Raw genomic sequence first — 23,126 nt, 5'->3', positions numbered from 1 at the left:
ACCGCTTGGTCTCGCTTACGCGGACTTCTTGCGGTCGTCGTCCTTGACTTCTTCGTAGTCGGCATCGACGACATTGTCATCACCGCCTTCAGCCGAAGCGTCCGCAGAGCCGGCTTCAGCCTGCTGGGCTTCATAAATCGCCTGACCGAGCTTCATGGAAACTTCCATGAGGGTCTGGGTCTTTGCCTTGATGTCTTCAGCATCCGGCTCGGTTGCTTCGACGGCAGACTTCAGAGCGGCGATCGCATCGGAGATCGCGGTGCGGTCGGTCTCGGAGACCTTGTCACCATAATCCTTCAGCGACTTTTCCGTGGAGTGTATCAGGCTTTCGGCCTGGTTCTTGGCTTCCACGGCTTCGCGACGCTTCTTGTCGGCTTCGGCGTTGGCTTCGGCATCCTTGACCATCTTCTCGATATCGGCGTCGGAGAGACCACCCGAAGCCTGGATGCGGATCTGCTGTTCCTTGCCGGTGCCCTTGTCCTTGGCCGAAACCTGCACAATGCCGTTGGCGTCGATGTCGAAGGTCACTTCGATCTGCGGAACGCCACGCGGTGCCGGCGGCAGGCCAACGAGGTCGAACTGGCCGAGCAGCTTGTTGTCGGCAGCCATTTCGCGCTCGCCCTGCGAAACGCGGATGGTGACGGCCTGCTGGTTGTCGTCGGCGGTCGAGAAGGTCTGCGACTTCTTCGTCGGGATCGTGGTGTTGCGCTCGATCAGACGGGTGAAGACGCCACCGAGGGTCTCGATGCCGAGAGACAGCGGGGTTACGTCGAGGAGCAGAACGTCCTTGACGTCGCCCTGAAGAACGCCGGCCTGGATGGCGGCGCCGAGGGCTACGACTTCATCCGGGTTGACGCCCTTGTGCGGCTCCTTGCCGAACAGCTGCTTGACGACTTCCTGGACCTTCGGCATGCGGCTCATACCACCGACGAGAACGACTTCGTCGATCTCGGCAGGCGTGACACCGGCATCCTTGAGGGCTGCCTTGCACGGTGCGATGGTGCGCTGGACGAGATCGTCGACCAGGCTTTCGAGCTTGGCGCGCGTCAGCTTCAGCGTCAGGTGCTTCGGGCCGGTCGCATCAGCGGTGATGAACGGCAGGTTGATTTCGGTCTGCTGAGCGGACGACAGTTCGATCTTCGCCTTTTCAGCAGCTTCCTTGAGGCGCTGCAGAGCAAGCTTGTCGCCCTTGAGGTCGATGCCGTTATCCTTCTTGAACTCGGCAACGAGGTATTCGACGAGACGCATGTCGAAGTCTTCACCGCCGAGGAAGGTATCGCCGTTGGTGGACTTCACTTCGAAGACGCCGTCGCCGATTTCGAGGATCGAGATATCGAAGGTACCGCCACCCAAGTCGTAAACGGCGATGGTCTTGCCGTCCTTTTTGTCGAGACCGTAGGCAAGGGCTGCCGCCGTCGGCTCGTTGATGATACGGAGAACTTCGAGACCAGCGATCTTGCCGGCATCCTTGGTTGCCTGGCGCTGTGCGTCGTTGAAGTATGCGGGAACGGTGATGACGGCCTTTTCGACCTTTTCACCGAGATAGGATTCGGCGGTTTCCTTCATCTTCTGAAGGATCATCGCGGAGATTTGTGCCGGAGAATAGGACTTGCCCTGGGCCTCGACCCAGGCGTCGCCGTTGTCACCCTTGACGATGTGGAAAGGAACGAGGCTCTTGTCCTTCTCAACGGTCGGATCTTCGTAGCGGCGGCCGATGAGGCGCTTTACAGCGAAGAGGGTATTCGTGGGGTTGGTGACAGCCTGGCGCTTGGCCGGCTGACCGACGAGGCGTTCGCCATCATCGGAAAACGCCACCATGGAAGGGGTTGTGCGCGCGCCTTCCGCATTCTCAATGACCTTTGCGTCTTTGCCGTCCATGACCGCGACGCAGGAATTTGTCGTTCCGAGGTCGATACCAATAACTTTTGCCATGTCATTCTCTCCTTGAAGCAAGCTGTCGGAACCCCGAGAAGGCATTTCCCTGACAGCCCCTTACGGGATGGGTCTTTAAGATTAACGCAATCGTGATTGCGGTGATGCCGCGTATATAAGGAGCGGTTTTCGGGACTGCAAGGCGAGAAATAGCCAGAAAACCAGCAAAACAAGCGCCCAGCGATTAATTTCGACAGGCGCAGGAAAATGGCATTTTTCCGGCCAAACGCTTTGGCTACTGCCCCATGATCAAGTCGAGCAATGTCGTCCGTCTCGGCTTGCCTGCCGGCGACGGTTCAGGCTCGCCGATATCACCAGGCGGCAGCGCATCGCCGTAGCCATCATCGCCGTCCTGAGCGATGTCGGCGGGAGGCACCGGACCGCCATTAGCCGGCGCCATCGGCTGACGTCTCGGTCGATCGGTCGCCTGTGGATTGCGCTCACGAACATCAGCCCCGCCTCCGAAGACACCGGAAAGAATGCTGCCGATCGTCGTCGGCTCTTCAAGCGGTGGCGCCGCACCAGGCTCGACAGACGCCATCGGCTGATCGCCAACACCGGGATTGGCTGCGGGATCAGCCATGAACTGCCCGTTGCCGAACAGCGGTGCCGGCGACAGTCCCTTGTGTGCAGCGACCATGAATTCCTGCCACGCCTTGGCCGGCAAGCCGCCGCCTGTCACCTTCCTCATCGGCTTACCGTCGTCGTTGCCGAACCAGACGCCGGTTGTGAGATTGCTGGTGAAGCCAACGAAGAGCGCGTCCCGCGAATTCTGGGTGGTGCCGGTCTTGCCGGCTGCCTGCCAGCCAGAAAGCTTGGCGCTCTTGCCGGTTCCCTGGTTGATGACGCCCATCATCATCGTGTTCATGTTGGCGGCAATCGCTTCCGACAGGACACGCGGCGGATTATCGTAGGTGTTCTCGTAGAGCACCTTGCTGCCGTCGGCCGTCGTCACGCGACGGATCACATGCGGCGTTGCCTTGTAGCCGCCATTCATGAAGGCGGCATAGGCGCCGGTGAGCTCCATCAACGACACCTCGGACGTGCCCAAAGCGATCGAGGCATTCGGCTGCAGCTCCGATTCGATGCCGAGGCGGTGTGCCAGCTTGATGACCTGATCCGGTCCATCATACATGACCAGCTGGGCAGCGACCGTGTTCAGCGACTTTGCGAGCGCCGTCGCGAGGGTCACTTCGCCATTATACTTCTTCTCGTAGTTCTCAGGCGTCCAGTCGCCGATCCGAATCGGCGCGTCATTGAATACGGAGAACGGCGTCAGGCCCTTTTCGAGTGCCGCGGCATAGACGAACGGCTTGAAGGACGATCCGGGCTGGCGCTTGGCGGTGACGGCGCGGTTGAACTGACTGTCGGCATAGTCCCTGCCGCCGACGAGGGCACGGATCGCACCGGTCCCGTCGAGAGAGACCAGTGCTGCCTGAGAGGCATCGAGCTTGGCGCCGTCCTTTCCAAGGACGTCATTCAGCGACTGCTCCGCGCGCTTTTCCAGCGTCTTGTCGATCGTCGTGTCGACGACGATGTCTTCCTTGACGTCGCCGATCAGGGCGGGCAGCTGGTCCATCACCATATCGGCGACATAGTGACCGGCGCCCGACCAATAGCGCTTTGCCTTGGCCGGCGTCTGCGACATGGCGGTCTTGACTTCGTCATCGGTGATATAGCCCTGCTCGCGCATCGTCTGCAGCACCACCTGTGCGCGGGCATTGGCGGCCTCGGGATCGCGTGCCGGCGACAGACGCGACGGTGCCTTGACGAGACCGGCAAGAAGGGCTGCTTCACCGAGGTTCACATCGCGTGCGGACTTGTTGAAGTAACGGCGCGAGGCAGCTTCGACGCCATAGGCGTTCGAGCCGAAAAACACGCGATTGAGATACATCGCAAGGATCTGGTCCTTGGTGTATTTCTGCTCCAGCCACAGGGCGAGCAGGACTTCCTGCACCTTGCGCTCCAGCGTGCGGTCCGGCGACAGGAAGAGGTTCTTTGCAAGCTGCTGCGTCAGCGTCGAGCCACCCTGGACCATGTGCCCAGTCGTCAGATTGGTAACGAAGGCACGTGCAAGGCCAAGCGGATCGACGCCGAAATGCGAGTAGAAGCGGCGATCTTCGATGGCGACGATCGCTTCGGGAATGTACGGCGACATGTCTTCGAGCGCGAGGGCCTCGCCGCCCGTCGTGCCGCGATTGGCGATGACGCTGCCGTCGACAGCGGTGATCTTGACGTTCGGCGGACGCTCTGGAATGGCCCAGGTGCTGGCGCTCGGCATACGCGAGCCGTAGTAGATAACGAGGCCGGCGACGCCGATCCCAGCCCAAATGCCGAAAACGATGCACCAGTAGACGATGCGACGGATAAAGCCGAAGAGCCCACCCCCTTCGCGATCGCGGCGGTCGCGTTTGCGACGCTCGGGCTGGCGCGCGCGGGACGGTTTCGGCGCTGCGCGCCTAGTCGAGCGTCCGCGCACCACGCGGTCATCGGCATCGAGCGAGAAATCGTCATCATCGTCACGGTCGTCGCGACCGCTGAAAGAAGGTTCGATCCTGTCGCGTGATTTGCCTCTGCCCGCCATCTAGTACCCGGTACACCCCATCTTCGCTTCTTGCGCGGCGACGCCGCAGAAACCGTGCTTTGCCAAACGGTTCTTCGCCCGGTTGAACTTTAAATGCGGCGATTTAAGGGGTGGTTAAGAAGTGGTTAGAGCGGTCCGCGTTTGCCCCAATAATGTCAAATTTGGTTCAGCCCCCATTCACCGAACGGGCTCTCTAATCGACGCGCAAGGGACTTGCATAACAGAGGTGCAAAGATGCGTATGAGAATGATTGCAGTCGCGATCGCCGTGTGTGGATTTGGCGTTTCCGCGGCTGAAGCGATGCCGGTCGCGCCGATGAACGGCATTGCGGCCCCAAATACGGTACTCGTCGACTACGCTTGCGGGCGCGGATACCACCTGACGCGGTGGGGCAATTGCCGCCCGAACTGGAACCGGCCTCCACCGCCGCGTTACGGCTGGCGCGATGACCGCCGCTATGGATGGGGCGGCCCGCCACGCTATGGCTGGCGCTACGAGCGGTCCTACGGATGGGATCGTCCGCCGCCGTGGGCTCGTGATCGCTATCGCGACTGGCGCTGATTATACTCTGCGAACCAGAGACAGCATCAGAGCCCGGCCTAGCCGGGCTCTGATTTATTTGGCCCGCCAAGCCACGCTTTTTTGGCATGGCTGCCATTCGTTGCGACCGTCACAAATCTGACATATAGCACGTCGAATTGCGCCTAAGATTAGCGCAGAACGCGCACTAGGTAGGCATTTCATGAGCATCGACTTTAGTAACACCGAAGAATTCAGGCTGCGTGAAGTCTGGAGCGTGCAAGAGTTTGCACGCCGCTACCGGCTGACAAAGATGGAAGAGAGCCGCCTGAAGATGCTGCACGGCCCGTTCGCGGAGATGCGCGAGTTGCTGGGCTGTCGTCAGAATTCAGTTTCTCTCTGGTAGCAGGGAACCATTAGGGACGCCGTGAATTAGTTGCGTAGCGAAACACGCCCTACACGTTTCGCTAAAGGTCGGCCGTCTCCCCTCAAACGTGCCGATCACGATCAGGCCCGGTGTCTCTCCCAGAGCGCCGGGCCTTCCCATTTCTCCTGTGAAAGCCCCCACCTTGGCAAGCGCAGGCTGAGCAAATGGCGGTCGCAGCAGCGGTCTCGTCGAACACTTGAAAGCTTAAAAACGCAGAAATCCGTTCGTCCTACTTGAAACCCGAAGTCGGCGTTCCGACATAGGGATCAACATATTGCAGCCGATGGAAAGCTGTGCGCGCAAGCAACGTTGCCACTTCCATCGTTTTGATCGCGGCTCTGCAGTTAACCATACGTTAACCTTTCCCGATCAGTCTGGCTGCAACATTCGCCTCCTCCTTGACCACGGATGTACTGGCATCGAAGTGAAGCGAATGACGAAAGGCCGGCTTGTTCCGGCCTTTTTGTTTTTCGGGCGCTCGCGCGCGCGCTTCCTGTTACTTGGCCAGCGCTTCCAGGATGCGAATCCAGGACCGGATACCCTTGTGATAGGAAGCGAGCTCGTACTTCTCGTTTGGCGAGTGAATGCGGTCGTCGCTGAGGCCGAAGCCGACCAGCAACGATTCCATGCCGAGCATCTTCTGGAAGTCGCCGACGATCGGGATCGATCCGCCCATGCCGATGACCACGGCGGGCCTTGGCCACTCGTCGGAAAGCGCATTCTTGGCCTTCGTCAGCACCGGCGAATCGTAGGAAAGATGGATTGCCGGCGAGCCGCCATGCGGATGGAAATCGACAGAGCAATCGGCGGGGATTTTCGAGCGGATGTAACTGCGGAAGCTTTCCCGGACGGCATCCGGATCCTGCGTCCCAACGAGACGGAAGGAGACCTTGGCGGAGGCCTTGGCTGCGATCACCGTCTTGAAGCCTTCACCGGTATAGCCACCCCAGATGCCATTGACCTCAGCGGTCGGACGCGCCCAGGTCAATTCGAGGACCGACCGGCCCTTCTCTCCCGACGGGATCGACAAACCCACCTCGCCCAAAAAGGTCTCGGCGGTCTTGCCGAGGGTTTCCCAGGATGCCTTTATATTGGCCGGCGTTTCTTCCACGCCATCATAGAAGCCCTCGAGCGTGATGCGACCGGTTTCATCGTGCAGGCCAGCAAGTGCTGCCGTCAGGATATGGATCGGATTTGCGGCGGCACCGCCGAACAGGCCGGAGTGCAAGTCGCGGTCGGCTGCCGTCACGACGACCTCTTCGCCGACGAGACCCCGAAGCGCCGCAGCAATCGCCGGCGTATCGCGGTCCCACATGCCGGTGTCGCACACGAGGGCGTAGTCCGCCTTCAATTCCGCGGCGTTGGCTTCGAGGAAGGGCTTCAGCGACGGTGAACCGGATTCCTCTTCGCCTTCGAAAAGAATTGTGATGCGGCAGGGCAAAGCACCGTTGACGTCCTTGTAGGCGCGGCAGGCTTCGACGAAGGTCATCAACTGGCCCTTGTCGTCGGCGGTGCCGCGACCCGTAAGGATCTTCCGGCCATTGCCGACATCCTTGATCGACGGTTCGAACGGATCATTCTCCCAAAGCTCGATGGGATCGACCGGCTGCACGTCGTAATGGCCGTAAAACAGCGCGTGTGGCGCGTCGGCGCTCGCACCGGCATGATGGGCGACAACCATGGGATGACCGGGCGTATCGCGCACGGAAGCATCGAAACCCAGCGTCTCGAGATAGGAAACCAGCCATTCGGCCGCCTTGCGGCACTCGACCTTGAAGGCCGGGTCAGTGGAGATCGATTTGATCCTCAAGAGTTCAAACAGCTTGTCGAGGCTTGATGGCAGATTCTGATCTGCGCGCGAAAGCACCGGCGTTACGTCAGTCATTTTCGACTCCTTTCGAAATTCCGCGGGACGATAGACCAAAGGTAAATCGCTTTCGAGTTGAAAAAAGATCGAGAGAGGAGGCGATCACGACGGATGGGCGCGTCAGATATACCGCAAGACGAATGCATGAAATCGCATATACAATTTACGGTTATTTAGGGAAGGATAAATAGTATACCGACAATGAGTTCGAGGTGAGATATGTTCTCTGTAGTCACCTGCATTCGCGAGAACCATGACTGGCGTCTGATTGTTGCCGCCGTTATTGTTTGCCTGATCGGCAACCTTGCCTCCATGCTGCTATTGTTCCGCGCTCAGGAATGCGACCCCGGACAGCAACGACACTGGATCATGGCATCGGCATTTGCCTGCGGCGTCGGCATCTGGGCCACGCACTTCATCTCCATGTTGGCCTACGATGGCGGCTTCACGATCACTTATGGTCTTGGCCTGACAACACTCTCCGTCATACTGGCGATATGCGCTTCGTGGCTCGCCATCCTGGTTTCCGTGGAGGGTTCGAGTGAATATTCCTTCGTGCCCGGCGGCATCTTGATGGCACTCGGCATCGGTTCGATGCATCTGACCGGCATGCGGGCGATCGAAGCCCAGGTTGATATCGTCTACGATCTCCAGGCAACGCTGATCGCGCTGTTGATTGGTGCGACACTCGCGAGCACGGCGTTTCTCTCCTTCGAGAGGCTCAAGGGAACGAAACGGCTGCTGGTGTCGGCGATTGCCATGGTGCTCGCCATCGCAGCGATGCATTTCATTTCCATGAGCAGTATTACGCTCATTCCCGAGCCCGGACGAAGCGTGACAACGACCGTTCTGGAGCCCAAAGCGCTGGCAGCGATCATCGTGGTGGTGTCCACGGCCCTGATCCTCGTCGCTCTCGGCGCCGTGTTTCTCGAAAGCCATCTGACCGATCTGCGCGGCCTCGCAAACGCCTCGATGGAGGGGCTTCTCGTTCTGCGCGAAGGAAAGATCGTCGACGCCAACGAACGGTTCCAGCAAATGTCGGGCTGGCAATTGGCCGAGTTGCTCGGGGGTGATCCGACCTCCCTTCTGATGAGCATGGATGGCAGTACGATAGCCTTCCGAGAGGAAACGCAGCTGACCACCAAAGACGACAGCGAGATCCCGGTAGAAATTCTGTCCCGTCGCATGGTCTATCGCGGGCGCAACTGTGACGTCCTGGTGATTCGCGATCTCAGCGAGCGCAAGCGCGCCGAGAAAATGATCGAACATCTGGCGCAGCACGACGTCTTGACCGGCCTGCCGAACCGTTCGCTGTTCGACACGCGCATCCGCCACGCTCTTCAACTGGCCCAGCGCAAGCACGCGCAGATCGCCGTCTTCTGCCTGGATCTCGATCGCTTCAAGGCCGTCAACGACATCTTCGGGCATGCGGAGGGCGACCGCATCCTCTGCAAGGTCTCGACAATCCTGCAGCGCGTGGCCGACGACGGCGACACGGTCGCCCGACTTGGAGGCGATGAGTTCGCGATCATCCAGACGGGCAAGCAGCAGCCGGACGCCGCGCGCAAGCTCGCTGGGCTTATTCTTGACGGGCTCGCCGCTGAAATGGATATCGCCCGCGATCCGACCGCCGTCGGCATCAGTGTCGGTATCGCTGTTTATCCTACGGACGGACACACGGCGGAGGAGCTGAGCGATAACGCCGATACGGCGCTTTACCGTGCCAAGCACGGCGGGCGCGGCAAGGCCTGCTTCTTCGACGCGGAAATGGACGAGGCCGTGCGCGCCCGCCGCCAGATCGAGGCAGAGCTGCGGCATGCGATCACGCGCAATCAGGTCTCCGTAAGCTACCAACCGATCCTCGACAGCAGGACGGATACCGTCACCGGCTATGAAGCCCTGATGCGGTGGAATCGGCCGGGACATGGCATGAGTGAACCGGAGGTCTTTATCGGCATAGCCGAGGAAAGCGGCGTGATCGTGCAGCTTGGAGAGTGGGTGATGCGCCAGGCATGCACCGAAGCGGCGCGGTGGCCGCAGCCACTGTCCATTGCCGTCAACGTCTCGCCGGTGCAGTTCATGCTCCCGAACCTTTGCGAGCGGGTTGCGGCGATCCTCGAAGAGACCGGGTTGGCCCCGGAGAGGCTGGAACTGGAAATTACCGAAGCTGCCTTCGTGCGCGACCGAAGCAATGTCATCGCAACGCTGATGCGTCTGCATGGACTAGGCGTGCGCATCGTCATGGACGACTTCGGAACGGGCTTCTCATCGCTTTCGAACCTGCGCGCTTTGCCATTTGACAAAATCAAGGTGGATCGCAGCTTCACGGGCATTCTCGAACATGACGCCGCCGCCCGTTCCATTGTGCGCGCCATCATCGGCCTTGGTCACAGCCTGGGAATTCAGGTCGTGACCGAAGGCGTCGAAACGGAACTTCAGCGTCAGATCGTCATCGAGGAAGGCTGCGAGCAGATGCAGGGCCTGCTTCTCGGCAAGCCGGACATCGAGCCGAGCGTCAAGCTGGCAGCGCGTGAGAGCTTCCTCACAACCCACGGCGAGTTGGATCGGCCGCTCGCTTCCGCCACCATAACGGCGGCGGAATAGAACTCAGAGCTTCTTGGCGTTGTCGAGAAGGCGACGGATATATTCGAGGGTCAGCTCGCGTTCGAAGCTCTTGAAGCCCTCAAACAGCGCTAGATCCGCTTCACGCGCCGCCTCGATCGCGTCGTCTTCCATGCCCTTGGCCTTGTCCGTCAGGAAGATCAGCTGGGCGCGCTTGTCGGACGGATGCGGGCGGCGGTCGATGAGCCCGTCTCGCGCCATGCGTGCGAGGGTGTTTGCCATCGTCGCCTGTTCGATGTCGACGCGGGCCAGCAACTGCTTCTGCGTCAGCCCGTCCTCGGCCCAAAGTTCGAGAAGAACCGGGAACTGCCCTGGCGAAAAGCCGAGCCTTGCCGCGCGCTGCTGGAGCGAACGAGCGAAGCCCTTGGCCAGCTGGCTGGCAAGGTAAGCCCCCGAGTCCATACGATTAATTCCCATCTTTTCAGTTAGTCGCAAAAAACTCGACAAAACAATGCAACAAATCTCATACGATGGATCACAAACGCTTCATCGCAGGTTGTCCTTGGAAAGATAGAGCAGAAAAACAAAGCCGCCATAGCCTGGAGGTCTGGCTATGGCGGCTCTAAAATGGGGACAAAGGCCCGGAGAGGGGATAAGGCCTTTGTCCAAGTCCGATGCGGCGGGGGACAAGCCAGCTATCAGACCCTCGACGCGATCAACACGATCAAACGTCGGTAGTAATCATTTGTGATCGGGAATGTGGCTTTTCAAGGGAAAGCTGAGGATTGACTATTACAAATTAGTAACAGTTTGGTGAGGCAGAATCTTTTCTCCCTCCGAACTTTATATGGACCTTCCAAGGTCGCCGCGCTATCCATGACGCCATGAAAAAAGGCGATCATCTTTTCCTTGTCGACGGCTCCGGTTTCATCTTTCGAGCCTTTCACGCACTCCCCCCACTCACCCGCAAAAGCGACGGCTTGCCGGTGGGAGCGGTTTCGGGATTCTGCAACATGCTGTGGAAGCTATTGACGGATGCGCGCGACACATCGGTCGGCGTGACGCCGACGCATCTGGCGGTCGTCTTCGACTACTCGGCAAGGACGTTCCGCAAGGATCTCTACGACGCCTACAAGGCCAACCGCTCGGCGCCGCCGGAGGAACTGATCCCCCAATTCGGGCTCATCCGCCAAGCCACGCGGGCCTTCAATCTGCCGTGCATCGAAACTGAAGGCTTCGAGGCCGACGACATCATTGCGACCTATGCGCGCCAGGCCGAGGCCCTCGGCGCTGACGTGACGATCGTGTCTTCGGACAAGGATCTGATGCAGCTGGTGACGCCTGCTGTCCACATGTACGACAGCATGAAGGACAAGCAGATCGGCATCCCTGATGTCATTGAGAAATGGGGCGTTCCACCCGAGAAAATGATCGATCTTCAGGCGATGACCGGCGACTCGGTCGACAACGTGCCTGGCATTCCCGGCATTGGCCCGAAGACGGCGGCGCAGCTGCTTGCCGAATACGGCGATCTCGACGCGCTCCTCGAACGCGCGACCGAGATCAAGCAGGAAAAGCGCCGGCAAACGATCATCGAGAATGCCGACAAGGCCCGCCTGTCGCGTGAGCTGGTGCGGCTGCGCATCGACGTTCCGCTTGAACTCAAGGTCGAAGACCTGATCCTCGAGCCGCAAAACGGGCCAAAGCTGATCGGTTTCCTGAAGGCCATGCAGTTTACCTCGCTGACGCGGCGGGTGGCCGAGGCTTGCGATTGCGATGCCAGCGCCATCGATGCGGTCGATGTGCCGGTCGAGTGGGGTGCAGCAGCGCGCGGGCCGGACCTCGATGCCGCCGAGCCGGAGCCGGTTGCCGGTGGAATTCCCGAGGTCGCCGGCGAGGCGGTGCCTGTTCCGGCAAAGGCGAACGGCGCGAATGGTCGCGAAGGCACCTTCTTGCCGGCTGATTTTGCCAAGGCGCGCGCAGAAGCGTTTGCCTCGCTCCCGTTCGATCACTCGCGCTATGTCACCATTCGCGATGTCGCGACGCTCGACAAATGGATTGCCGATGCGCGCGAGACGGGTCTGGTTGGCTTCGACACCGAGACAACGTCGCTCGACGCGATGCAGGCGGAGCTCGTCGGGTTCTCGATGGCGATCGCAGACAACGACAAGAACCCCACCGGCACCAGCATCCGCGCCGCCTATGTCCCGATCGGCCACAAGACCGGCGTCGGCGATCTGCTCGGCGGCGGGCTTGCAGACAACCAGATCCCGATGCGGGACGCCCTTCCCCGGCTGAAGGCGCTTTTGGAAGACGAGTCGATCCTGAAGGTCGCCCAGAACCTCAAATACGACTACCTGCTGATGAAGCGCTATGGCGTCGAAACGAAGAACTTCGACGATACGATGCTGATCTCCTACGTGCTGGACGCCGGAACCGGCGCGCACGGCATGGATCCGCTGTCGGAGAAGTTCCTCGGCCATACACCCATTGCCTACAAGGACGTGGCCGGCAGTGGTAAGTCGAACGTTACATTCGACCTCGTCGATATCGATCGCGCGACGCACTACGCCGCAGAGGATGCCGATATCACGCTGCGGCTCTGGCTGGTCCTGAAGCCGCGCCTTGCGGCCGAGAAACTGACGACGGTTTACGAACGTCTTGAGCGCCCACTGGTGCCCGTTCTGGCGCATATGGAAGAGCGCGGCATCACCGTTGACCGGCAGATCCTCTCGCGCCTGTCCGGCGATCTCGCACAGGGCGCCGCCGCGCTCGAGGACGAAATTTTCAAGCTCGCGGGCGTTCGCTTTACCATCGGCTCGCCGAAGCAGCTGGGCGACATCCTGTTCGGCAAGATGGGACTTGCCGGCGGTACGAAGACGAAGACCGGCCAGTGGTCCACCTCGGCAAGCGTGCTCGAAGACCTCGCAGCCGCGGGCTTCGAACTACCACGCAAGATCGTCGACTGGCGCCAGCTGACCAAGTTGAAGTCGACCTATACGGATGCGCTGCCGGGATACGTTCACCCCCAGACGAAGCGGGTCCACACCTCCTATTCGCTGGCCTCGACGACGACAGGCCGGCTGTCCTCCTCGGAACCCAACCTGCAGAACATTCCGGTGCGGACGGCGGAAGGCCGCAAGATCCGCACGGCATTCATTTCGTCGCCGGGCCACAAGCTGATTTCGGCCGACTACAGCCAGATCGAACTGCGCGTGCTCGCGCACGTCGCGGAGATCCCGCAGCTAACGCAAGCCTTTGCCGACGGTGTCGACATTCATGCCATGACCGCGTCCGAGATGTTCGGCGTTCCGGTCGAGGGCATGCCGTCAGAGGTGCGGCGTCGCGCCAAGGCAATCAACTTTGGGATCATCTACGGCATATCCGCGTTCGGCCTCGCCAATCAGCTCTCGATCGAGCGCTCGGAAGCGGGCGACTACATCAAGAAGTATTTCGAGCGCTTCCCCGGCATTCGTGACTACATGGACAGCCGCAAGCAGATGGCGCGCGACAAGGGCTACGTCGAAACGATCTTCGGGCGGCGAATCAACTACCCTGAGATTCGCTCCTCCAACCCGTCGGTTCGTGCCTTCAACGAGCGCGCGGCGATCAACGCACCGATCCAGGGATCGGCGGCCGATATCATTCGCCGGGCAATGATCAAGATGGAGCCGGCGCTCGCCGAAGCGGGACTTGGCGACCGCGTGCGCATGCTCCTGCAGGTCCATGACGAACTGATCTTCGAGGTCGAGGATGCAGACGTCGAAAAGGCCACGCCGATCATCGTCTCGGTCATGGAAAACGCCACCATGCCGGCGCTTGAAATGCGCGTGCCGCTGAGGGTCGACGCGCGTTCGGCGACCAACTGGGACGAAGCGCACTGAGCGCTTCGTCGAAAATCCATTAAAATTTTCTCCACGTTTCAAATAATTGATATTGAACATTTTTCTTTATATTTTTCATCGACCGATGGTGTGGATGGAAGGAACTTATTAACCTTCATTTCCTAATTCGAGAGCGGATATTAGTTGCTAATCATGAGTGAGTAGCGGTCGTATGCGCTTTCCTAGAACCAATCTGACAGGGGCCGAGGAGATTTCCGCGGAAGTCGAAGGTGAACAGCTGCAGGAATACGCAGGCGAGAAGCCTACGGCACCAATCTGGCAGAGCAATTTTTCACTGGCTCCGAATGTGCGGTTCACCCGCACGCCCGAGAATCTGATCAATCCGAAGCGCGTGCCGGCGCCAGCCGTCCACACGCCGCCTCTTGCGCTGCAGGAACGCGTTGCGGCCGAAATCGGCGCGAGCGTGGCGCCGGCGGCGCCTGTTGTCGCCAACGTCCCACTCGAGGTCCATGAAGCCGAGATCCCCCTTACGATCGAAGTGCAGCCGGCTGTGGCTGTATCGCCAGTGATGTCGGTCGAGCCTGAAACCGAGACTATTGTCCGTGCATCCACTGAACTGGCTGCCATCTCGGACTTCGCGTTCTGGGAGGTCATGGCCTTCGAGGAAGCGGTAGCCGAACCGATCCTACTGCCTCAGATTTCATTGCCGCGGCCGGAAGTCAGCCCCGAATCGATCATCAGCCGGTTCCGCGTCATGGAGTGGCGACCAGGTCGGCAACATCAGGCAATCGCCGTTGCACCGATGCCTGAGCCGGTCGCCCCGCCACCCGTCGCGCCGGCTGCCAGTTTGACGCGCGGCCGCGCAACACAGAGCCCGGTCGCGACCGAGCGGACCCGCGTAGAAGAAGCGGCGGCAGTCCAGCCGAAGACGCAGCCGATCGCTCCGCTGCCGGTTCGCGCGCAGGCTCCCCAGCCGCTCGCTCCGGCGCCGCGCTTTGCCGCGCCGAAGATCGTGCCCTCGAGGGTCGATGCCTCCGGCTACGAATTCCCCTCACATTCGCTGCTGCAGGAACCGCCGGAGCGTGTCGGCGAGATCATGTCGCAGGAGACGCTGGAGCAGAATGCCGGCCTTCTCGAAAGCGTGCTCGAGGATTTCGGTATCAAGGGCGAGATCATCCATGTCCGCCCCGGCCCCGTCGTCACACTTTACGAGTTCGAGCCGGCACCGGGCGTCAAGTCCTCCCGCGTCATCGGCTTGGCCGACGATATCGCCCGTTCGATGTCGGCGCTGTCGGCGCGTGTTGCCGTGGTTCCCGGCCGCAACGTCATCGGTATCGAACTGCCGAACGCGCTGCGCGAAACCGTCTACTTCCGTGAGATGATCGAAAGCCAGGATTTCGAGAAAAGCGGCTACAAGCTTGCGCTCGGCCTCGGCAAGACGATCGGCGGCGAACCCGTCATCGCAGAGCTCGCGAAGATGCCGCATTTGCTCGTCGCCGGCACCACCGGTTCGGGCAAGTCCGTCGCCATCAACACGATGATCCTGTCGCTGCTCTACCGCATGTCGCCGGAACAGTGCCGCCTGATCATGGTCGATCCGAAGATGCTGGAACTCTCCGTCTATGACGGCATCCCGCACCTTTTGACACCTGTCGTCACCGACCCGAAGAAGGCCGTCATGGCGCTGAAGTGGGCGGTACGCGAGATGGAGGATCGCTATCGCAAGATGTCGCGCCTCGGCGTGCGCAATATCGACGGCTACAACAGCCGCGTGGCGCAGGCGCGCGACAAGGGCGAGACCATCCACGTCATGGTCCAGACCGGCTTCGACAGAAGCACGGGCGCTCCGATCGAGGAGCAACAGGAGATGGATCTGACGCCGATGCCTTACATCGTCGTCATCGTCGACGAGATGGCCGACCTGATGATGGTCGCCGGCAAGGAAATCGAAGGGGCGATCCAGCGCCTGGCGCAGATGGCGCGCGCCGCCGGCATCCACCTGATCATGGCGACGCAGCGCCCGTCGGTCGACGTCATCACCGGCACCATCAAGGCGAACTTCCCGACGCGGATATCCTTCCAGGTGACGTCGAAGATCGACAGCCGCACTATTCTTGGCGAACAGGGAGCCGAACAGCTGCTCGGCCAGGGCGACATGCTGCACATGCAGGGCGGCGGGCGGATTTCGCGCGTACACGGACCATTTGTTTCGGATGCCGAGGTGGAGAAGGTCGTCGCGCACCTGAAGACGCAGGGTCGGCCGGAGTATCTCGACACCGTTACAGCTGACGAGGAAGACGAGGCCGGCGAAGAAGAGGACAACGCAGTCTTCGACAAGAGCGCCATGGGCTCCGAAGACGGCGACGAGCTTTACCAGCAGGCGGTCAAGGTCGTGATGCGTGACAAGAAGTGCTCGACCTCCTACATCCAGCGCCGTCTTGGCATCGGCTACAACCGTGCGGCTTCGCTCGTCGAGCGCATGGAAAAGGAAGGTCTCGTTGGCCCGGCAAATCATGTCGGCAAGCGCGAGATCGTGGCTGGACGCGGCGAAGGCGAATAACGCAGTGGCTGTGACATCCCAGAACGGGTGCCGCCGCCAGCAGTGATGTCCGCGCCGAAGAGTGATCCGGTACGGCTTGGGCTTGCTGGGAATGGGCAGGCGACGTCGTGGTAGATGTGGATTGTCAGGCGGCGCCGCCTGCCCGATCGCATCGAGTCCCCACTCTTCCAGGCCGACAGGAGCGTCTCTCGGCCCTTCCGTTGCGGTGGATCGCCGGTCCTGACGGCCTACGATCCCTCTCCTGCAATGATTATCGAACGCCGGATTTCGACCAATTTTGTCAGATCCGGTTCGCGACCCGGCTCCCTGTCCAATGACGTCATCAGTGTGCCGCAGATCATTTGCGCGGGGATCGGCGGGGAAGAACAGTTTGTTCAAATCACTGAAAGTTCATTCGATTTTTTCCACGCACAACAAAATTGCACCGCGGATCAGTCCGCCTCGCCAGCCGCGAGACGTAAGGTCTCGCGTACGAAGTCGGTCTTGCCGCCGGTGTAGTAGGCCCAATCGTCGTTCGCCTCGCTCATCAGGCGAAGCTTCAGCGCGGCGTATGCTTGCGCCCGCTGGGGATGCGCCCGCAAGTAGTCGCGGAAAACGATGCGATCGCGGAGCACGTGGTTATCGGATGAACAGAGATAGAGCCGCGCGCCGTAGGAGCCCTTGCCGCTGGTGAAGGTCCAGCTCTGGTCGTTGTATTTGTCACCGTGAAACGTGTAGGCGGAGAGGTCTTTTACCCGCTCGATCGCGGTCAGTAACCCATCCTCATTGCAAAAAGCAGCGTGCAGATCGATCTTGGGCTTCGCGGCAAGACCAGGAACCGATGTGCTACCGACATGATGAAAAAACGGTGCCAAATCGGATAGTACCGGATGCAGCTCTGCTTTGACCTCGTCGAAAAGCTGTGGCCACTCGGGATTGTAAGCAACGACAACGATGGCCATCGTACCTCCCGATCCTATGCCACTTCCGCGAGGAAGCCGTTCAGCGCATCCACGATCCTGCGCTCGCCGTCTTCCAGCGAACCGCTGTTGTCGACGTCGGTCACGTCGTAATCGCCACGCACCGTCAGCGGGCCACGGGCGAGACGCGCCATGATGTCTTCATGCGTCTCGCGGCCGCGCGCTTCCAGACGGCTGGCCAGCACCTCGGCGGTCGCCGTCACATTGATGACCTTGAGCCGCGGGAAAGCGGCCTTGAAATGGTGAAGCGCCGAGCGCGAGCCATTGGCGATAACCAAATTTCCCTGAGCGAGCGACACCGACACCTCGGCCGGAATGCCATATTTCAGGCCGTGTGCTTCCCACCAGACCGCAAAACTTCCGGCCTGTTCCATCGACGCAAAGCCCTGGTCCGACACGGCGAGATGCTGCTCGCCGCCGGCATGGGTGTGACGGGTGATGACGCGGCGGACGAAATGCACCTCTGGACGACCCCGGAAGTGCTTGGCGGCCAGCGCCATCAACGTGTCCTTGCCGGCACCGCTCGGACCAACGACCACGACCATGATGCCGCGTTCGGTGCCCGGAACGATGTGAGGTTCGTGCGACGGGTTCATGCGACACGGCGCCCTTCACGCCAAACAGAACGGGTGACCGGCACGCCGTGGTCACGGAAGACCCGGACGAGATCGGCGCGCAGGCCGGTGGCGATGCGGCCGCGGTCGTTGAGGCTGACGGCGCGGGCCGGAGTAGCAGTGACCATGGCGATCGCCTTCGGCAGCGAAATGCTCTCGACTTCGTCGGCGATCAGGAAGGGCGCGTAGAGGAGGCTGAGCGGGACGTAGTCGGAGGACAGCACGTCGAGAACGCCGTGTTCGGCGAGATCACGGGCGGCAATGTTGCCGGAGTGCGACTTGCCGCGAACGATGTTCGGGGCGCCCATCAGCACGCTCATGCCATGCTCGTGCGACGCCTTGGCAGCGTCGAAGCTGGTCGGGAATTCGGCGAGGCGAACGCCATTTTCGATGGCTTCGTCGACATGGGCGAGCGTTGCGTCGTCGTGACTGGCGACGGTAATGCCACGCTCAGCGCAGACCCTGGAAATGGCCGCGCGATGCGGCGTCGAGTTGCGCTCGGACTCCGTCACGCGGCGATCGACGAACTTGGCGAACTCGGCATCGGAGAGACCGCGCTTCTTCTGGTAGTAGAAGATGTACTGGTCCATCGTCTGGAACTGCCGCTGGCCAGGCGCGTGGTCCATCAGCGAGACAAGACGGACGTAGGGATCGTTTTCGAAATCGGAGAAGTGCTGCAGCACGTTGTCAGCGGAGACCTCGCAGCGCAGGTGAAGCAGATGTTCAGCCCGCAAACGGCCTTCCTGCTCGGCCTTCTGGATCGCATCGGCCATCTCGCGCATCTCGCCGTGCTCGAAGCCGCCATCCTCGTCTGCGCCCATGCGCAGGCAATCGAAGACCGTGGTGATGCCGGATGTGACGATCTGGGCATCATGCGCCTGGATCGCCGCCGTCTTGTGCCAGCGCAGGCCCGGGCGCGGCGAATAGTGGCCTTCGAGATGGTCGGTGTGGAGCTCGACGAGACCAGGGATCAGGTAGTCGCCTTCGAAATCCTCACCGACATGCGAGTTGCCTGTCGAGATATCGGCAATCTTGCCGTCGCGGACGAGGACCGAGCCTTCGATGATTTCATCCTCGAGGACAATGCGAGCGTTGGAGAAGACGGTTTCTTTGGTCATTGAATATGGTCTCTCAGTTTTTCGCGCCGGCAAGCGGCCACCAGGAATGGGCTGTAAACGGAGCGCCGCGCGCCTCCTCAACGAAAACGGCAAGGCCGGTGATCGGGAGCGGCCGGCCAGTAAAGGCGGCGAAACGCTCCGCCAGAATGGCCTTCATTATGCCGGCACGCTCCTGCGGCACCTGGCCGGTCAGCGTCATATGAAACCCGAAGTCATCCATCACATAGGGATAGCCCCAGCGCAACAGATTGGTCCTCTGGCTCTCGCTTAGTCTTTCCGGATTGCGGCGCGCGATATCGGCATCCGACAAGGCGGCGCGAAACGGCTCGAAGGATTTTACCACCGTGGCAGCAAAATCCTGAAGCGGCGGATGCAGAAAAGCGGGCACCAACGCAAAGAATTTACCCAGTTGCCCAAGCACCAGCTCGGGAATCTCGAAGGCCGACGTGCGGGCGGCAAAATCCTCAACAACCTGGATCAGGTCCTTCTCAGTGACGGAGGCTGCCAGATGGAAGGGCGCCTTGATCGTCGCGTGGAAAGCGTAGCGGCGAGGATCGGCGGTCAGCTCGAACTGCTCGGCGGCCGGCAGGTCCGGATGATCAGGAGCCGGGTAAGTTTCGCCGGTGAAGGCATCGCGGCCGAGCCAGAGCGCGGCCGTGCCGTTCAAAGGATCGTCCTTCGGCGGCGTGAAATAGAGTGCGTAGCGCAAGGCTCGTATCCTGGGAATCGTTCCGAATGCGGATTGTAGTGTTCAGTGATTTGACCGCCACCGCAAGCTGGCTTCCGGCTAAAAGATTTCCGTGACAGAATGATGATGATCCGGAACGATCCTGCGCTTTTTCAGTGTGCCTTGGTGCCCATCAATCGATGGCGCAGCGCGTTCGAGGCCATGTCGAACAGGAAGACGACAATGAGAATCAACAGCACCATATAGGCGACGTTTTCCCAGTTGGCGTTGGTGCGCATCGCTTCCCAAAGCTTGAGGCCGATACCACCCGCGCCAACCGCGCCGATAATGGTGGCGCCACGAACATTCGACTCCCATTGGTAGAGGGTCTGGCTGACGAAAACAGGGACGACCTGTGGAATAATGCCGTAGCGATGCGTGAGTACGGTGGACGCACCGGTCGATTTGATGCCTTCGCGCGGCTTGTTGTCGACGTTCTCCAGGCCTTCTGAATAGAGCTTGCCGAGCGTGCCCGTTTCGGTGAGGAAAATCGCGCCGGACCCAGCCAGAGGACCGGGACCGAAGGCGCGGGTCAGAAAGAGTGCCCAGATCAGCATGTCGACCGAGCGCAGAAAGTCGAAGAAGCGCTTCAGGACCTGATTCAGCACCTTGTTCGGGGTGATGTTGCGCGCTGCAAGAAACGCCAGCGGAAAAGCGAACAATGCACCGAGCAGCGTCCCCAGGAAAGCCATCACGATGGTCTGGAACAGTTTTGTCCAGACGTCGCCGTGCTGCCAGGCGCTGTTGTGCCACATATTATCGAAGGCAAGCGACAGGTTGGATTGGCCGGGCTTCAGTTCCGGTCCCGAAACGATCAGGCTGATGACCTTGCTCGCCGGCTTGCCGAAGAATGGCGATTGGGTGTCGAAAACGAAATTCGCCCAGCCGAGGAAGCGCTTGCGCACCTTGACGCGATCGACCGAAATGCTGACGTCGCCGGCAAAGCCCAGGTCGGCTAGGACGTTGTCGTCGTAGACCGTCATCCAGCTCGGCACGGGGCCGACGAGCTTCGGTGCGCCGCTGGAGACTTCCACCGGCACGCTGATGCCGTGGGCGGTCACCGTCGTCTCCGTTTTGGAGATGGTAACGCTGCGGCTTGTGCCGCTGACCGAAACCGTGACGCTGCCATCCGGATTGTTGATGACCCAATCCGGATGCGGGTTGTCGCCGAGCGGCGAGAAACGCGGATATTTGACCGTGATGCCGTCATCGCCAATGCGCAATTCGAGCTGCACGTCATAGCTTACCCACTGGCTGAGATAGAGGCCGACGCGCTCCCAATGGGCATCGGCAAGCAGCTTCGGCAGGTCGAAGAACCAGGTTGCGTAAAGCCCATAGACAAGCGTCGCGATCACGATCATCAGGCCGCCGAAGCGCTGCCGGAAGGAACGTTTGAAATACTCCGGATAACGCTGCTCGATCTCGTGCATCCGGTTGGCGTCGATCACCGTCATGGCGGACCTCAATGCTGCAAAAGGAAGGCGTGCTCACCGACGAGGCGGCGGCGCAGCCATGCGGAGAACTGGTCGACCGCAACGATGGTGATGAAGAGCAGGAGAACGAGAGCCATCGTCTTGGCGCCGAAACCGCGCGAGATGGAGAGCTTCAACTCCTCACCGATACCGCCGCCGCCGACCGCACCGATGATGGTGGAGGCGCGGACATTGATCTCCAGGCGCAGCAGCGCGTAGGAGACGAAGTTCGGCATGACCTGCGGCAGGGCAGCGAAGCGGACGCGCTCCGACCAGCTGGCGCCGACGGCTTTCATGCCTTCATCCGGCTTCATGTCGATGTTTTCGACAACTTCATAGAAAAGTTTGCCGAGCGCACCGATGGTGTGCAGGCCGACTGCAATGATCGCGGCAACCGGACCGATCGAGAGGATGGCGGAAAACAGGCCTGCGATAACAATCTCGGGGAACGCGCGGAGGAGTTCCGTCAGACGCTTGGCGATGATGCGCAGCGGATTGGACGGCGCCAGATTGCGGGCCACGAGAAAGCTCAGCGGCACGGCGAAGATGAAGCCGATGATCGTCGAAACGAGCGCGACGTTGATCGTGATGATCATCAGCTCGAAATATTCGGGGATATAGAAGCCGCCCCAGACATAGACGCGACCCTGGGCGAAATTATACTCTTCACCGGTCTTCTGGGTCGGGTTTGCGATATCCAACAGGGCGCGCCAGACATCATTCCAATCCTTGGGAATGAGCCAGTTCAGAAAATCGAAGAGATGCGGCAGGCGCTCAAAGAAATGGCCGGCATTGCTTTCATCGGCAAAACGCACGGAGGCGATGAAAGCGGCAAGCAGGATCACCAGCCCAAGGCCGGTATAGAAGCGGCGTCGGGCCACCATCTTGCTCCAGGCGTCACCGATTTCACGGGCGCTTTGCTGGGCCGGCGCGTGGGTGTTGGGATCGGCAAAAGTCATGAAGGTGTCCGCTTTCTTCGCAACAAAAAGGGCGGCTTGTTACGGCCGCCCTTCAACCGTCAGGATCGATCAACCGCCGATGGCAGCCTTACGAGCATCGATGATGGCATTGTAGAAGTCAGGCTGAACCTTGGTGTAGCCCTGGTAATCGCCGCCTTCGATGGCTGCGAAGCACTTGGCATCCTTTGCCGGGAGCTTCATGAAGAAGTCGGTGAGCTTTGCCTGCCAATCAGCGCCGAGTTCGTTGCGAATAACGAGCGGGCCGTTCGGGATCAGTGGCGAACGCCAGACTTCGACGAGCTTGTTCGGATCTACGGTGCCCTTGTCGACAGCCTTGCGGAAGGTGCCGGAAGTGTAGCCGTCCTTGAAATCGCCGATGCCCGAGGAGTCGTCAACGGCGATATCGACCTTGCCGTCATAGGCAGCGAGAAGGTTGTTCTCGTGGCCGCCGTTGAACTGCGTGGAAGCGAAGTACTGGTCATTCGGCATGCCAGTGTCCTTCGGGATCTGCGTCAGCGGGATCAGGTAGCCCGAGGTGGAGTCCGGATCGGCGTAGCCGAGCTTCTTGCCCTTGGCGTCCTTGATGTCCTTGATGCCCGAGGACTTCAGAGCGAGACCAATCGAGTGGTAGCCCGTCGAACCGTCCTTCTGAACGGTCGTCAGGATCGGGGTGACAGCCTTGTCGTTCTTGATGGCGATCGCAGCGTAACCCGAAGCGCCGAGTTCCGCGAAGTCGAGCGTGCCGCCGAGAAGACCCTGGATAACGCCGTCATAGTCGGCAGCCGGGAAGAGCGAAACCTTCTCGAAGCCGAATTCGGTCTTCAGGTGGTCAGCCAGGCAAGCGTAGTTACGCAGGCGATCGGCTTCGTTTTCGCCACCGAGAATACCAACGCGGAATTCCTTGAGGTCTGCAGCATGCGAAACGCCGGCAAGCGCAAACAGCGCCGTCGCGGCAAAGAGTGCTTTCTTCAACATGGTACT

16 protein-coding genes are annotated in these 23,126 nt (G+C 60.5%); 5 read left to right on the top strand and 11 right to left on the bottom strand.

What is annotated here, in order from left to right:
• Positions 1-15: 15 nt before the first annotated feature.
• Together dnaK and ATY80_RS03300 are read right to left on the bottom strand one after the other, a co-directional pair.
• Complete coding sequence (gene dnaK / locus ATY80_RS03305) at positions 16-1,932, bottom strand: molecular chaperone DnaK (protein ID WP_088691032.1); 1,917 nt, start codon at positions 1,930-1,932, stop codon at positions 16-18.
• 235 nt (positions 1,933-2,167) lie between these two features.
• The gene (locus ATY80_RS03300) at positions 2,168-4,516 is read right to left on the bottom strand and encodes a transglycosylase domain-containing protein (protein WP_088691031.1); all 2,349 of its coding nucleotides are present in this window, start codon (positions 4,514-4,516) and stop codon (positions 2,168-2,170) included.
• A 234-nt stretch (positions 4,517-4,750) separates the two neighbouring features.
• Here ATY80_RS03300 and ATY80_RS03295 point away from each other — a divergent pair, with 234 nt between their 5' ends.
• Positions 4,751-5,077, top strand: coding sequence for a hypothetical protein (locus tag ATY80_RS03295; RefSeq protein ID WP_088691030.1), 327 nt, complete (start codon positions 4,751-4,753; stop codon positions 5,075-5,077).
• A gap of 181 nt (positions 5,078-5,258) precedes the next feature.
• Entirely contained in the window at positions 5,259-5,441 is a 183-nt protein-coding gene (locus tag ATY80_RS03290) for a hypothetical protein (RefSeq protein WP_088691029.1), read from the top strand.
• 517 nt (positions 5,442-5,958) lie between these two features.
• Here ATY80_RS03290 and ATY80_RS03285 read toward each other — a convergent pair.
• On the bottom strand, positions 5,959-7,347 hold the full coding sequence (locus ATY80_RS03285) for a M20/M25/M40 family metallo-hydrolase (protein WP_088691477.1): 1,389 nt from the start codon (positions 7,345-7,347) through the stop codon (positions 5,959-5,961).
• Positions 7,348-7,548: 201 nt separating this feature from the next.
• Here ATY80_RS03285 and ATY80_RS03280 point away from each other — a divergent pair, with 201 nt between their 5' ends.
• On the top strand, positions 7,549-9,933 hold the full coding sequence (locus ATY80_RS03280) for an EAL domain-containing protein (protein WP_088691028.1): 2,385 nt from the start codon (positions 7,549-7,551) through the stop codon (positions 9,931-9,933).
• A gap of 3 nt (positions 9,934-9,936) precedes the next feature.
• On the opposite strand, the gene ATY80_RS03275 is transcribed toward ATY80_RS03280, so the two are convergent.
• Complete coding sequence (locus tag ATY80_RS03275; protein ID WP_088691027.1) at positions 9,937-10,353, bottom strand: MarR family transcriptional regulator; 417 nt, start codon at positions 10,351-10,353, stop codon at positions 9,937-9,939.
• 422 nt (positions 10,354-10,775) lie between these two features.
• On the opposite strand from ATY80_RS03275, the gene polA reads away from it, so the two are divergent.
• Together polA and ATY80_RS03265 are read left to right on the top strand one after the other, a co-directional pair.
• Entirely contained in the window at positions 10,776-13,775 is a 3,000-nt protein-coding gene (polA, locus tag ATY80_RS03270; protein ID WP_088691026.1) for a DNA polymerase I, read from the top strand.
• A gap of 172 nt (positions 13,776-13,947) precedes the next feature.
• The gene (locus tag ATY80_RS03265) at positions 13,948-16,296 is read left to right on the top strand and encodes a DNA translocase FtsK (RefSeq protein WP_088691025.1); all 2,349 of its coding nucleotides are present in this window, start codon (positions 13,948-13,950) and stop codon (positions 16,294-16,296) included.
• A gap of 431 nt (positions 16,297-16,727) precedes the next feature.
• Here the strand turns inward: ATY80_RS03265 and ATY80_RS03260 are convergent, their stop codons facing one another.
• The 7 genes from ATY80_RS03260 to phnD all read right to left on the bottom strand — a co-directional run bounded on the left by ATY80_RS03260 (position 16,728) and on the right by phnD (position 23,120).
• A complete protein-coding gene (locus tag ATY80_RS03260; protein WP_088691024.1) occupies positions 16,728-17,237 on the bottom strand; it encodes a GrpB family protein in 510 nt (169 codons plus the stop codon).
• Positions 17,238-17,251: 14 nt separating this feature from the next.
• Positions 17,252-17,851, bottom strand: coding sequence for a phosphonate metabolism protein/1,5-bisphosphokinase (PRPP-forming) PhnN (gene phnN, locus ATY80_RS03255; RefSeq protein ID WP_088691023.1), 600 nt, complete (start codon positions 17,849-17,851; stop codon positions 17,252-17,254).
• Positions 17,848-18,987, bottom strand: coding sequence for an alpha-D-ribose 1-methylphosphonate 5-triphosphate diphosphatase (locus tag ATY80_RS03250; RefSeq protein WP_088691022.1), 1,140 nt, complete (start codon positions 18,985-18,987; stop codon positions 17,848-17,850). The genes phnN and ATY80_RS03250 overlap by 4 nt, the downstream gene beginning before the upstream one ends.
• Positions 18,988-19,000: 13 nt before the next feature.
• The gene (locus ATY80_RS03245; protein WP_088691021.1) at positions 19,001-19,696 is read right to left on the bottom strand and encodes a DUF1045 domain-containing protein; all 696 of its coding nucleotides are present in this window, start codon (positions 19,694-19,696) and stop codon (positions 19,001-19,003) included.
• Positions 19,697-19,827: 131 nt separating this feature from the next.
• The gene (phnE, locus tag ATY80_RS03240; RefSeq protein ID WP_088691020.1) at positions 19,828-21,168 is read right to left on the bottom strand and encodes a phosphonate ABC transporter, permease protein PhnE; all 1,341 of its coding nucleotides are present in this window, start codon (positions 21,166-21,168) and stop codon (positions 19,828-19,830) included.
• An 8-nt stretch (positions 21,169-21,176) separates the two neighbouring features.
• Positions 21,177-22,145, bottom strand: a complete 969-nt coding sequence (gene phnE / locus ATY80_RS03235) for a phosphonate ABC transporter, permease protein PhnE (RefSeq protein ID WP_088691019.1) — start codon at positions 22,143-22,145, stop codon at positions 21,177-21,179.
• A 69-nt stretch (positions 22,146-22,214) separates the two neighbouring features.
• Positions 22,215-23,120, bottom strand: a complete 906-nt coding sequence (gene phnD / locus ATY80_RS03230) for a phosphonate ABC transporter substrate-binding protein (RefSeq protein ID WP_088691018.1) — start codon at positions 23,118-23,120, stop codon at positions 22,215-22,217.
• Positions 23,121-23,126 lie beyond the last annotated feature (6 nt).

This window comes from Rhizobium sp. R711 (assembly GCF_002211365.1).
Classification (GTDB): domain Bacteria; phylum Pseudomonadota; class Alphaproteobacteria; order Rhizobiales; family Rhizobiaceae; genus Rhizobium.
This window is presented reverse-complemented; position numbering and strand designations above follow the sequence as displayed.

Coding starts and splice junctions, on each gene's coding strand:
- ATY80_RS03280 (WP_088691028.1), top strand. CDS start 7,549: ATGTTCTCTGTAGTCACCTGCATTCGCGAGAACCATGACTGGCGTCTG.
- ATY80_RS03250 (WP_088691022.1), bottom strand. CDS start 18,987: ATGACCAAAGAAACCGTCTTCTCCAACGCTCGCATTGTCCTCGAGGAT.
- dnaK (WP_088691032.1), bottom strand. CDS start 1,932: ATGGCAAAAGTTATTGGTATCGACCTCGGAACGACAAATTCCTGCGTC.
- phnE (WP_088691020.1), bottom strand. CDS start 21,168: ATGACGGTGATCGACGCCAACCGGATGCACGAGATCGAGCAGCGTTAT.
- ATY80_RS03285 (WP_088691477.1), bottom strand. CDS start 7,347: ATGACTGACGTAACGCCGGTGCTTTCGCGCGCAGATCAGAATCTGCCA.
- ATY80_RS03260 (WP_088691024.1), bottom strand. CDS start 17,237: ATGGCCATCGTTGTCGTTGCTTACAATCCCGAGTGGCCACAGCTTTTC.
- phnN (WP_088691023.1), bottom strand. CDS start 17,851: ATGAACCCGTCGCACGAACCTCACATCGTTCCGGGCACCGAACGCGGC.
- ATY80_RS03290 (WP_088691029.1), top strand. CDS start 5,259: ATGAGCATCGACTTTAGTAACACCGAAGAATTCAGGCTGCGTGAAGTC.
- ATY80_RS03295 (WP_088691030.1), top strand. CDS start 4,751: ATGCGTATGAGAATGATTGCAGTCGCGATCGCCGTGTGTGGATTTGGC.
- phnD (WP_088691018.1), bottom strand. CDS start 23,120: ATGTTGAAGAAAGCACTCTTTGCCGCGACGGCGCTGTTTGCGCTTGCC.
- ATY80_RS03300 (WP_088691031.1), bottom strand. CDS start 4,516: ATGGCGGGCAGAGGCAAATCACGCGACAGGATCGAACCTTCTTTCAGC.
- ATY80_RS03265 (WP_088691025.1), top strand. CDS start 13,948: ATGCGCTTTCCTAGAACCAATCTGACAGGGGCCGAGGAGATTTCCGCG.
- polA (WP_088691026.1), top strand. CDS start 10,776: ATGAAAAAAGGCGATCATCTTTTCCTTGTCGACGGCTCCGGTTTCATC.
- ATY80_RS03275 (WP_088691027.1), bottom strand. CDS start 10,353: ATGGACTCGGGGGCTTACCTTGCCAGCCAGCTGGCCAAGGGCTTCGCT.
- phnE (WP_088691019.1), bottom strand. CDS start 22,145: ATGACTTTTGCCGATCCCAACACCCACGCGCCGGCCCAGCAAAGCGCC.